Genomic DNA, 12,113 nt, shown 5'->3' on the forward strand with positions numbered 1-12,113 from the left:
ATAACTATAGTGCAATCTTCTTAGTAACTAGAAGATATACAGAAACAACTGCCAAAATACAAATAATAATTGCTAGGGCTAATTCCCACTTATTAAAGAGCGGTGTGCCTTTTTTGTCGTATTCTTTTCTTGCGAAATAGTAGAAAATAATACCCACTGCATAAATAATTGTAGAAATTAATAAGTAATTTAGACCAGCGGCATATAACAGCCATAAGCAGTAAATAGTGGATAAAATACCAATAAATAGAGCTTTATTGCGCTTATGAGAATCATTTGTAAAAATTTCACGTTTTTGTGCGATCTTCCATAAGTACATGGAACTAAGAAGATAACACGGTAAGATAATAACCCCAGTTATATCAATACATGCCAGATAAACATTATTAGCAGTTACTACTAAAATCATGAATAAAGACATTAAGATACTAGAGATGTATAAAGATACACTTGGAACCTTCTTCTTATTTTCATGTGCAAAGAATTTTGGTAAAACGTGACCTTTAGCAGCCGCATATGGCAACTGAGCCATCATGACTGTCCATGCAACCCATGAACCTCCAACAGAAATGATTACTGAGATAGTTACGAAATCAATAAACCATGGTCCTAATAAGTTCTTAAGTAGGTAGGCTGTAGATGGGTCTGTTAATTTAGAAAGAGTTGGTTGATGGTAAATACCATAAGCAACGATACTAATTAGTACATAGGCAATTAATGAAGTTAAATATCCTAAAACGGTTGCTTTACCAACATCTCTCGGATTTTTGGCATGATTAGAAATAACCACAGCACCTTCAATACCAATAAAGCACCACAAAGTTACAAGCATTGGGGCCTTAATCTGTGAAATAAAGTTCCCTAGATGTAATCCTTGTCCCCAAAATCCCCAAAAGAAAGTAGGAAAACGGAAAAAGATTAACATACAAATAAAGATAATACCTAAGCTGATGAACTTGATAATAACAGTAATGGTATTAAGAAAGGTTGCTTCTTTAACCCCATTTAGAACTAGAAAATTGTAAATCCAAATTAAAACAATGCCAAATATAACGGTCGGCCACTGGTGTTTTAGTAAAACCGGAAAGTAGCGTCCGAATGAATCATTAAGCATTACCGCGTATGCGACATTACCGGTAATTGCTTCAATCCAATAACCCCAAGCTGAGTTAAAACCAACATATTTCCCAAAGCCTGCTCGTGCATAAGAGTAAATACCAATATTTAGGTCTGGTCTTTCTTCAGCAAGGATTTTAAAGGTAAAGGCAAGTCCAAACATACCAATACCCGTTAAAATCCAAGCAATGATAACGGCTCCTAACGATGATGAAGCAGCCATATTTTGAGGAATATCAAAAATTCCGCCACCGATCATCGCGCCGACTACCATCGCGATTAAACCAAAGAGACCAATTTTACGACTTTTATCTTTCGTCATTTTGGAATCTTCTTTCTTTTAATTATTTGAAGTAATAATCTTATTTCACACGAGCAATTTCTTCACGAACCTTAATATTTGTGCTTCCCAATCCAGGTTCTTGATCATGTAAATTGAATTCAACTTGAGTTTCAGGTCTAAATAAAAGAACGTGAGTTGAGCCACCGAAGTGAAACATTCCCAATTGGTCACCTTTATTGACATGCTGACCAACGCGAACCGTAATTTCGTCACTAGATACTTCAGACATTCCGACCGCAACAAAGCACATTAATCCAATCTTAGGATTATCGGCTTTAATAAAGATGACGCCACGAGTAGCAGTCGCGGTCAAAAATGCTTGAGAATCATTAGCTGCGACAGGATCAGCACCACGTTCGTTTTCAAATCCTTGATAAAGACTTTCAGAATAATATGATCCTGGTAAGTTATAGGCCTTTACAATGGTTCCACTTACTGGACTGTTCCATCTGTGGTAACTTAACGCACTAAGAAAGGCTTGGTACAAGGTACCACCTTCAAATTTTGAAGTCCATGGATCGTTATGAAGCAGATCCATTAATGAATAAGGTTGTCCTTTAATCCAGAATTTTGCCTTCATTGGTAAGTCACGAGCAATTCTAAATGGAGCTGATTCACAAGCGTTTGCGATTGAATCAGGATCGTCTGGATCTTGGACTGGACGAATCCCAGGATTAAATAAGCGAGTAAAGAAATTATCCCAAGAAGTGAAACCAAGATGTTGTTCTGGATCTGAAGACTTACATTGGAAAATAGTAGTGAAATTATCGCCATCAGCAACGTGAGACATTTCATTTAAGGCATAATCACTTAACCAACCATTTTTAGAAGTATTAAGAACATAGGTAGAAGCTGGTGTTTGCAAGTATTTTCCCCAGTAATTGAGGATATCTCGTAATTTTTCGTTGATCTTAGGATTCATGAAAAATACATAACCAGCTTTAGTGGCCATAGGATAGTCTAAAATCGCATTAATGGGTGTCCCTACTAAACCAGTTGTGTTAAATTCTGGTGCTCTTTGGATAATGCGATTAAGCATCAGGAGCATTTGCTTGTAATTACGAACTTGTGGCGTGCCCATTGGAGTATCCACATATTTTGCAGGAATTTCATCAAACATCATTTGAGTAATGTTGTATAAATAACGATCTGATTCGATCAGATTTTTTAAAGCTTGCACTGGAGGGAGTAATTTTTGATTTTCTTCACTTTCAGCTTCCTTTAAAACTTTTTTGAGCCATTTATTGTAAAATTCTTGATCACTTGGCAACCATTGACCAACATTATATTGAATATTCTTTTTCATAACTTAAACCTCTCGTATTTATGAAAAAACTCTTTTAAATACAATTACTTAAAGTGCACTTCGTACTTATCGTAGCTTAAGAAAATCTTAAGTTCAAAGAAAAGCACTTTTTATTCTATACGGCAGGTTTTGGAGAACTATATCTGTAATGATAAATAAAAAGATTAGACTTTCGAACATTTTAGGGATGGATGGCATTGTTTTAATAATGATATTTTATATAGCCTGAGGTTAGATTGTCACTAATTATTAGGAGTTGGCTATTTATAAACTCAATTTCTGTTGGATACTTTGAATTAATAGTTATATGCTCTGTAGTAATATTATTTTCTCTGGGAGCTTTTCACACTGCAACGGTTTAAAAAGCTTTTCTTGCAGACTCTTTTTTTGTTTGAACAGAAAATCATGTAAAATAGAGTGTGTAAGTATTATTGATGAAAGAAAACATATGTCTAAAAGATTACGTAAAAATATCATAATTGCAGTTGGGATAGCAATTGCAATTTTCTTAATTTATTTCTTATATCGGGATTATCGTCCTGAGATTAATTTACTACTTCATCCCAATAGCCATACTAAAACAGATCTAATGCGTTTAATTCGTCAGCATGATATTCGTGATAGCTTATTTTTACTGGGGTTGATCGCTGTCTTAAATGCTATTCCAGGTTTTTCTAACTCGGTTTTTTGTGTGTTAGCAGGTATGTGTTACGGACCTTGGCTTGGTTTTGTTATTAACTGGTTTGGGAATATTTTGGGCAACTGTATTGTTGCTGGTTTAATTGATAAGGTTGATTTTTCTCATAAGTTTAAGAAAAATAAGATTCTGAATTTTCTGATGAGGCAAAAGCATCCCGGAGTTGCAATGACAATGGGCTTTATGATCCCATTTATCCCGAGTGTCTTGGTCAACTATACGGCAGTACGCTTGCATGTACCTAAGAATCGATATCTTGTTATGGTAGTTATCGGGATGTTTCCGACTTCATTTATTTATGCATTTGGTGGGGATGCTATTTTTGCAGGCGATACGAAGAAATTGATTACGATTTTGATTCTAATAGTTGTTTTATTGCTGATATCAGTTTTACTTGTCAAAGCTGCCATGAAGCATCATAGCGCAAAAAATGTTGATTAAAACAAAACCTTCTCTAATGAAAAAGAGAAGGTTTTTGTTTTGTATATATTTATGTATGCGTGTTATATACATAAAAAGAACAAGTATGCGCCTGACATACTTGTTCAAATACTATTTAAATTTCTCATCGGCGATTAAATTGCGTCCCACAAAGTCGACCATCTTTTGTCGTCCTTCAATATTTGGATGGATTCCATCCCAGAACCAGTCGTCGTGGCTTCTGCAGTATTGGTACCAATTGATGACATGAGCGTTTTTATATTTTTGACTTCCGTGCAAAAGCATAATATTCACATCTTGGCGCCAGTCCTTATAGACATTTGTGTTAATCCAATAAACTTGGCGCTTGCCCAGGGTTTTCATGATTTGATCGTATTCTTGTTGGCTGAAAGGTCCGTTAGTTCCTAATCCAATAATGATAGTGTCAGGTAGATTTTTACCAGCTAATTCAGGTAGTAAACTGCTTGCTTGACGTGATACTCCGGCATCAATTTGAATTTTTGGAAACATCTTTTGATAATCGTCTTTGCAGCCTTCCATGACTGAATCCCCACAAGCAGCAATATTCATCTTGGCCAATTCTTCTTTATCTTTTTTGCTTAATGTTCCAGAAAAAATAAATTTATTCTTCTTTGATTGCAAATCATCGTCTGAACGCTTAGGTTTTACTTGCTTGCTAGAAGAAGTTGCAGCATTATTTTTTGAGGTTTGTTTATTATTTTGACAGCCAACTGTGAGTAAAGTTAGGGTAAGAAGTGTAGAATTTAACAATAATTTTGAGAATTTCATAAGTTATCCTTTTTTCCATAGTCTAAACAAAAACCAACTATTATCAATGCTATAATTTATTTAAAAGAATTGAAAGCAAATGAGGGGAATTTTTATATGAAATGTCCAAATTGTGGTGCAGATGTCAGACCAGAAGATGAAGTCTGCCCACATTGCAACTTTGATTTAAAAAAATTTAGAAGTGATTATAGTACTATTACTCCTGAATCAGAAAATGTATCTGATGCTCAAGAACTTGCTTCTACTAGTCGCAGAAGTCAGAGATTTCAAGAAAATACCGCTCCTAAAAAGCAAAATGGTACAGTAGCTGCAATGATTCAGTGGATAAACGTAAATTCTACGATTGTCTTTTTGGTTGGCATTGGATTACTGATTTTAATGAGTTTTTCGCGCCCTTTAGGTTGGTTTACGTTTTTTGCCTTAATGGTTTGGCTCTTTGTAGTTTGCGATCGTCATCCCAACACTGAGCAATATACCGCGGATAAACGTTTAACTGAACATGTAAATAAAGTAGGTTCAGATGTCTTAAATTCATTTGAAAATACTCAACAAAAAGTAGCTCAACGTCGGATTAAAGAAGGTAAACAGCCTATCAGCCAAGAAATTGATCACACAATTAAAGAAAAAAGAAGCGCAACTCAATTAGGTGTTGTATTAATGGCAGCTTTAAGTTTGGTGGTTGTCTTTTATGGACCATTTTCTTCAAGTTCAATGCAAGGTTTTCAATCTCTTTCGATTTCTAAAATGTTGCTAAGTCTTGGAGGCTTAGGTGGCAAGTACATATTGATTGGGTATGGTCTGTGGCTTGCTTTAGTATTGATTCCGATTGCAATTATAGTTTTAACAATTAGAAATAAAACTCATAACCGCAAGATTGTTTTTATTCTTTCACTAATTGAAACGATCTTATTGTTAATAGCAGCTTTTGAATTAATTTTTATGAATGCTGGTTCAGTTGTTGGAATTAGCGCCACTAACGTTACTAGTAATGCTAAAATCCAAAAGATGATGGCCAATGCGATTTCATTTGGCGTTTCAGCATATTTATTATTGATTTCAAGTATTTTAACGACGATTATCGCAGGCAAAAGCTTAAAAAATAGATAAAAGAAATAAGGGATATCAATTAACTTTGATGTTCCTTATTTTTGTAGATTAAAATAATTAATTTTGACTTACATCAATAACTAAGTGTTCGTTGACAAATGCCATCAAGCCTAATTCACTCAACTCACGTCCATAACCTGATTTTTTAACACCACCAAATGGCAATTCTGGAGCTGTGATCCAGCGACCGTTAATTACGGTCATGCCAGTTTCAATCTGAGCTGCTAATTCTTGACCGCGTTTAATATCACTAGTAATAATGCTTGAGCCTAAGCCAAAGCTTGAATCGTTAGCTAATTCAATTGCGGCTTGTTCATCTTTTACCTTGTAAACTTCAGCTACTGGTCCAAATAATTCTTCATTATAAATTGGATTATCATGACTGATGTCAGTCAAAATAACTGGTCTGAAGAATGCACCATTAGATTTAATTTCGGGGAATTGATAAAACATCTTGGAGCCATTTTCTAATCCCTTTTCAACTTGAGCTTGTAGTTTATCTGCAGCTTTTTGGGAATTCATTGGGGCAAGCGTAGTGTTTTTATCCATTGGATTGCCGGGCTTAAGGTTGGCAAAGACGTTTTGTAATTCATGAAGGACTTCTTGATAGCGAGATTCGACAACAATGATTCGCTTAGAAGAAGTACATACTTGACCGCAGTTGTAAGTTCTGGCATCACTTAAGACCTTGCGCAAAGTATGAGTGTCAGCGTCATCTAAGATGATGAATGGATCATTTCCACCTAATTCCATTGTTGATTTCTTGATATTTTTACCAGCAGCTTGAGCTACACTGGCTCCACCACGTTCAGATCCTGTTAAGGCAACTCCTTGTACACGCATATCGCTGATTACTTGATCGATTTGGTCATAGCTTAAGAAGAGGTTGGTTAGGCTAGCTTCTGGAGCTCCGGCTTGTCTGATTATTTTTTCAGTAAGTTCAGCTGAACCTGGAACATTGTGGGCATGTTTTAAAATAATAGGGTTACCAACAATAAAGTTAGGAGCAAAAACCCGGATTACTTGATAAAGTGGGAAATTCCACGGCTCACATGCCATAATAATTCCAGTTGCTTGCTTGAGATAATATGCATTGCCTAAATCAGTTTTAAGTGTGGTAGGTTCAAGCATTTGGGGACCGTGATCTGCATAATATTGGCAAATATTTACACAAAGATCTACTTCCTCAAGCGATTCGCTGTATAATTTGCCCATTTCATCAGTCATCATCTTGGCCATAGCTTCACGATTTTTCTTAAAATTATCGGCAATTGCACTTAAGATTTTGCTACGGTCTTTTGGCTGTTGCTTACGCCAAGTTAAGTATAATTTATGACCTGCTGTTAGCGCATTTTCGATTTCTGCATCAGTTGCATTGTCATAAGATTTGATCAATTCGTTAGTATAAGGGTTGATTGATTCGTATTTTGACATATGAAAGCTCCTTTTTTGTATTTGTATAGTTTCTATTATAAAGCGCTTACTTAAAAAGACAAAAAAATAATGCTAAAATTTTTAGCATTATTTCAAAGCTATTTTAATCTTCAATTTTTTTGATTTGATCAAGTAAAACCCTATTTTTGTTTAAACGAGCAAAGGCAGCCGTATCTTGTAGATATTGCTCAGTCATTTTTGGATCTTTATTTTGGGCTTTATTATTGAGAGCAAGTCTGAAAAGAATTCGAGCAATGAAGTAGATAACATGTTCATCACAGCAAATCTGATAACCGTAATTTAGTAAGTTATCTGAGAGTTCAAATTTTTGCTCGCGACCATAAAATTCGCCTGCTTGACATAGAATCGACAGCAGTTGTAATGTTGAAGTTCGATCGTTCATTTCGATATCTTTGATACGCTTAATCAAGTCTTGATAGTAATGATCAGCTTTTTCTGAATCATTTTGTAATTCATAGACTTGACTGCAACCTTTTAAAGCAAGCAGGTAATAGATACTTGTAGTTTTGATTTTTTCAGAATTCAAAATAGAATTGAAGTAATATAAAGCATCTGTTTCATCATGATCTAGTTCTAAAGCAATTAAGCCTCGTAAATAGTAATAATGGTAAACGTCTTTTTGACGCAATAACTGATTGGGTGAAATTTTGCTTAAAATTCTCGCAACTTTAGGAAAGTCGTACTGAATAGTAGCAAATTCAGCCTCAAATAATTTCTCAGCAACGTCATTATTTTGGCTAGTTAACATAATATCGGAAAGATTGATATCCATCCGTGCGCATAGACTATTCAAAATCTTCACTGAGGGAATGCGACCGTTATTTTCAAATTTACTTAAAGTAGATTGGGTACAGATTCCATCACAAAGATCACTTTGAGAAAGGCCAAGTTTTTTACGGATTCTAATAAATTTTTCGATATTTATCATTCTTTAGCACCTTTAATAGTTTGATATAAATAATCTAAAGATTCATCAACATAATCTTTAGCATAAGCCATCGCATGGCCGGTTCCTTTAATGACGAGAAGCTGCACTTCGTGATTGTCATTAGCTAAAAAGTCAACAAAGTTAAGAACGCTCTTTAATGGATTAAGTTCTTTAGCTGAATTTATCATAAATAAATGACTTAATTTTTGATAATCATAGCTGGTCGCATCCATCTTAATTAAGTTAGCGGCTTGTCCTGCATAAGTTTCAGTAAAGAACTTATAAAATGACTCTTTAATGGCTACCGGATCGGTTAGGCCGAAGTCAGTTGCAGCATCTTTGGAAGGTTTTGTATCTTTGTGATCTTGCATCCATTTTGAAAAATCTACAGGAGCAGACCAAGTTACTGTTGGAAAACCATATTGTCCTGCAATGTATAAAGCCAACGTTCCGCCTACACTTGCACCGATTTGGACGATATTTTTAAGATCGTCTTGATCAGTATATTGTGAATCAAGTAGCCAGTTAACAAAGGTCTTACTGTCATCGTGAGCTGCTGGAAAAGTATATTCAGGAGCAAGACGATAATCAGGAATTAAGGTCATAAAGCCTGCGTTAGCAAAGCGGATGCCGTAATCTTTCACATCATCTTTGCTTCCATGGAACCAGCCGCCACCGTGCCAGAAGATCAAGATCTTGGTTTTAGAGTCGGTATCATTAGGAAAGTAAATATCAGTTTTTAAGTTATTTTTTTTATCGAAAACGATGTCTTTTTTTATAACTACCATGACAACCTCCATTGTTATTTAACATACTATCTGTATTATAGAATAAATTAATAAATTAAGTGATATTTTATTCCTTCAAAAAATTTTTCGATATTAATAAGAATGATTAAAAACACGCATCTAAACTGACTTTTCTGGTATTATTAGATTTACTAAAGCCAGGAGGAGTAGATATGTCAACAAAAACTAGTCGCCGATTAATCAATATTTTAACTATTGTTTGTACTGTGATTATTATTTTGCTATCTATTTATTGGTACAAATTAGGTATTTTTACAGATCAAGCAAAAATGAAGGCCTATTTAGCTGATAAGCAGATTATTGGACCGATAATTTTTGTTTTAATTCAAATTATTCAGGTTGTTATTCCAATTATTCCAGGTGGAGTATCGCTTCTTGGTGGTGTAATATTTTTTGGCCCATTATGGGGATTTATCTATAACTATGTAGGTATTTGTATCGGCTCGGTTATCCTATTTTTCTTGTCTCGCTACTATGGAAGGCCGTTTATTTTGCACCTTATCTCAGAGCAGACCTATGAAAAGTACATGAAGTGGACAAAAAATCAAAAGAAATTTAATTGGTTTTTTGCCTTGTGTATTGTCGCTCCCGCAGCTCCGGATGATGTTTTATGTATGATTGCGGGGTTGACCGAAATGAAATTTTCTACATATTTATTGATAATTTTACTAGGTAAGCCTTGGACGATTGCGGCTTATAGTTTAGGCTTGGTTTATGGAGCAAAATGGTTGATGAGGTTAATGGGTAAATAATGCTAGAAAATGATCGTATGTATTTACGTCCAATAAAAAAGCAAGATGCTCCAAATTTGTATCGGTGGGGCCAAGATGCGCTTTATCATGAAACGGCAGGATTTGAACGGATTGCCACTTTAAAACAAGCTTACGAAACTGCTGTGCGATATGGCGAGCGTGCTTATAGTTATGCAATTGTTTTAAAAGAAAATGATCAAATGGTTGGACTAGTCGAGCTATATGAACGCGGATTGGATAGCGCTAGCGGTTTACTTAAGACGAAAGATCTTGGTTTTTTATTAGATAAAAAATATTGGCATCAAGGTATCATGTTTGATGCTTTAAAATTAGTTATTGATTATGCCTTTAAAAAACTAGATCAAAATCAAATTTGGGCTGGAACTTTTCCAAGTAATGAGCGCTCGCAGCATTTGCTGCATCTCTTGGGCTTTAGATATGTTTATACAACGGACTACAATCAATTAGCGCTTGGAACAAATTTTCAAGAAAAATATTTTTTGTTAACACCACAGGATTGGTATGATACAATGCATGTAAACACGAAATCCTAAGACAACTTCAGAGAGCCTACGGTTGGTGCGAGTAGGTGGATGTCATTTCCAGATTTCATAAGTGGGTAGGCAATGCTACACGGTTTGCACCGTTATCGCTTTTAAAGTGTGGTATATTAACCAAATTTGGGTGGTACCGCGAACCGTGAGAGTCGATTCGTCCCATTAAGGGATGAGTGGACTCTTTTTTTGTTTTTAGAGAGGAATTTTTATGTTAGATATTAAGGTAATTCGTGAAAACCTTGACTGGTCAAAAAAGAAGTTAGCTACTCGAGGCATCAAGCCTGAAGAATTAGATGAATTGGTCGAAATTGACTCTAAAAGACGTGAAGCTTTAACTAAGAGTGAACAATTAAAGCAAAAACGTAATGAAGTTTCTGATCAAATTGCTCAAGCTAAGCGTAATAAAGAAGACGCAAGTGACGCAATCGCAGCAATGCGTGAAGTAGGTAAAGAAATTAAGGATTTAGATAAAGAAGTAGAAGAGTTAAGTCAAAAGCAAAATTATATTTTACTTCGTTTACCAAACTTTCCAGCTGATTCTGATCCAATTGGGCCTGATGAAAGCTACAATCAAGAAGTACGTAAATGGAACGAACCTACTAAATTTGACTTTAAGCCAAAAGCTCACTGGGATATCGGTACTGATTTAAACATTTTAGACTGGGATACTGCTGCTAAAGTATCTGGTGCACGTTTTGTTTACTACAAAGGTGCTGGTGCTATGCTTGAACGTGCTGTTTCTAACTTTTTCTTAGATGAAAACATGAAAGCAGGCTACACTGAAATTATTCCACCTTACTTGGTAAATGACGCATCGATGCAAGGAACCGGTCAATTCCCTAAGTTTACCGAAGATGTTTATACTATCGTGGATAACGATGATCCAGATAAGCCTCGTGATTTAACTTTGATCCCAACTGCTGAAGTTCCATTAGTAAACTATTTCCGTGGCAAGATCTTAGATAGTAAGCAATTGCCAGTTAACGTTACTGCATTTTCACCTGCATTTAGAAGTGAAGCAGGTTCAGCCGGTCGTGATACTCGTGGTTTAATTAGAATGCACGAATTCAGAAAAGTTGAAATGGTCAAGGTTGTTGATGAAGACAGCTCATGGGATGAATTAGAAAACTTAACTCACAATGCTGAACATTTACTTCAAAAGTTAGGTTTGCCATATCACGTTGTTGCATTATCAACCGGGGATGCAAGTTTTACTAGTGCCAAGACTTACGATCTTGAAGTTTGGATGCCTGCTCAAGATAAATACCGTGAAATTTCAAGTTGTTCAAACTGTACTGACTTCCAAGCTCGTCGTAGTCAAATTCGTTATCGTGATGAAAATGGTAAGTTACATTTAGCTCATACTTTAAATGGTTCAGGTCTTGCTGTGGGAAGAACTGTAGCTGCAATTTTGGAAAACTACCAAAATGAAGACGGAACCGTTAGAGTACCGGAAGCATTGCAACCATATATGCATGGTATGAAAGTTATTGAAAAGCAACCAAAGCTTGGTGAATAATCATTTAAGAGCTCTCTGAAAAAGGAGAGCTTTTTTTATATTGTAAAAAAATAAAAAAAGTGAAAAAAAGATACAAAAAAGTATTGCATTTTCAGAAAAAGAGAGTAATATATAAAAGGTCCTCTGAAAGATGTGGATAACTAATAAAAAAGCAGGAAAAAGTTATTGACAAGTAAGTCTAACCTGTGTATAATTATTAGCTGTGTTTGAGATTAGTAACGAAAAAGAACATCAAAACGAAAAAAGATGAAAAAATAAGTTGACAAGTCAAACACAAGATGATATATTTATAAA

Annotated in this window: 11 protein-coding genes; 5 read left to right on the plus strand and 6 right to left on the minus strand. The window is 35.2% G+C overall.

Annotated features, from left to right (window positions below; all coding sequences use genetic code 11):
• Positions 1 to 4 precede the first annotated feature (4 nt).
• Both Q0Y70_RS04940 and Q0Y70_RS04945 read right to left on the minus strand, forming a co-directional pair.
• Entirely contained in the window at positions 5 to 1,438 is a 1,434-nt protein-coding gene (locus Q0Y70_RS04940) for a basic amino acid/polyamine antiporter (RefSeq protein ID WP_297817564.1), read from the minus strand.
• A gap of 40 nt (positions 1,439 to 1,478) precedes the next feature.
• Entirely contained in the window at positions 1,479 to 2,765 is a 1,287-nt protein-coding gene (locus tag Q0Y70_RS04945) for a phosphatidylserine decarboxylase family protein (protein WP_297817567.1), read from the minus strand.
• A gap of 448 nt (positions 2,766 to 3,213) precedes the next feature.
• Here Q0Y70_RS04945 and Q0Y70_RS04950 point away from each other — a divergent pair, with 448 nt between their 5' ends.
• On the plus strand, positions 3,214 to 3,903 hold the full coding sequence (locus Q0Y70_RS04950; protein WP_297817570.1) for a TVP38/TMEM64 family protein: 690 nt from the start codon (positions 3,214 to 3,216) through the stop codon (positions 3,901 to 3,903).
• Positions 3,904 to 4,014: 111 nt separating this feature from the next.
• Here the strand turns inward: Q0Y70_RS04950 and Q0Y70_RS04955 are convergent, their stop codons facing one another.
• Positions 4,015 to 4,692 carry a hypothetical protein gene (locus Q0Y70_RS04955; protein ID WP_297817573.1) on the minus strand — a complete coding sequence of 226 codons (678 nt, stop codon included), beginning with the start codon at positions 4,690 to 4,692 and terminating at the stop codon, positions 4,015 to 4,017.
• Between the two features lie 96 nt (positions 4,693 to 4,788).
• Here Q0Y70_RS04955 and Q0Y70_RS04960 point away from each other — a divergent pair, with 96 nt between their 5' ends.
• Positions 4,789 to 5,799: a zinc ribbon domain-containing protein gene (locus Q0Y70_RS04960; protein ID WP_297817576.1), complete on the plus strand. Its 1,011-nt coding sequence runs from the start codon at positions 4,789 to 4,791 to the stop codon at positions 5,797 to 5,799.
• Between the two features lie 57 nt (positions 5,800 to 5,856).
• On the opposite strand, the gene Q0Y70_RS04965 is transcribed toward Q0Y70_RS04960, so the two are convergent.
• From Q0Y70_RS04965 to Q0Y70_RS04975, 3 genes are all read right to left on the minus strand, one after another.
• Positions 5,857 to 7,233, minus strand: coding sequence for an NAD-dependent succinate-semialdehyde dehydrogenase (locus Q0Y70_RS04965; protein ID WP_297817579.1), 1,377 nt, complete (start codon positions 7,231 to 7,233; stop codon positions 5,857 to 5,859).
• Between the two features lie 103 nt (positions 7,234 to 7,336).
• Complete coding sequence (locus tag Q0Y70_RS04970) at positions 7,337 to 8,182, minus strand: helix-turn-helix domain-containing protein (protein WP_297817582.1); 846 nt, start codon at positions 8,180 to 8,182, stop codon at positions 7,337 to 7,339.
• The gene (locus tag Q0Y70_RS04975) at positions 8,179 to 8,970 is read right to left on the minus strand and encodes an alpha/beta hydrolase (protein ID WP_297817585.1); all 792 of its coding nucleotides are present in this window, start codon (positions 8,968 to 8,970) and stop codon (positions 8,179 to 8,181) included. Before Q0Y70_RS04975 ends, Q0Y70_RS04970 begins: the two co-directional genes overlap by 4 nt.
• A 173-nt stretch (positions 8,971 to 9,143) precedes the next feature.
• Between Q0Y70_RS04975 and Q0Y70_RS04980 the strand changes: the two genes are divergently transcribed.
• The 3 genes from Q0Y70_RS04980 (at position 9,144) to serS (ending at position 11,819) form a co-directional block, all read left to right on the plus strand.
• A complete protein-coding gene (locus Q0Y70_RS04980; protein WP_297817588.1) occupies positions 9,144 to 9,743 on the plus strand; it encodes a TVP38/TMEM64 family protein in 600 nt (199 codons plus the stop codon).
• Positions 9,743 to 10,297, plus strand: coding sequence for a GNAT family N-acetyltransferase (locus Q0Y70_RS04985; RefSeq protein WP_297817591.1), 555 nt, complete (start codon positions 9,743 to 9,745; stop codon positions 10,295 to 10,297). Before Q0Y70_RS04980 ends, Q0Y70_RS04985 begins: the two co-directional genes overlap by 1 nt.
• 211 nt (positions 10,298 to 10,508) lie before the next feature.
• Complete coding sequence (serS, locus tag Q0Y70_RS04990; protein WP_297817594.1) at positions 10,509 to 11,819, plus strand: serine--tRNA ligase; 1,311 nt, start codon at positions 10,509 to 10,511, stop codon at positions 11,817 to 11,819.
• Positions 11,820 to 12,113: the final 294 nt, after the last annotated feature.

Source organism: uncultured Lactobacillus sp. (assembly GCF_947367085.1).
Classification (GTDB): Bacteria; Bacillota; Bacilli; order Lactobacillales; family Lactobacillaceae; genus Lactobacillus.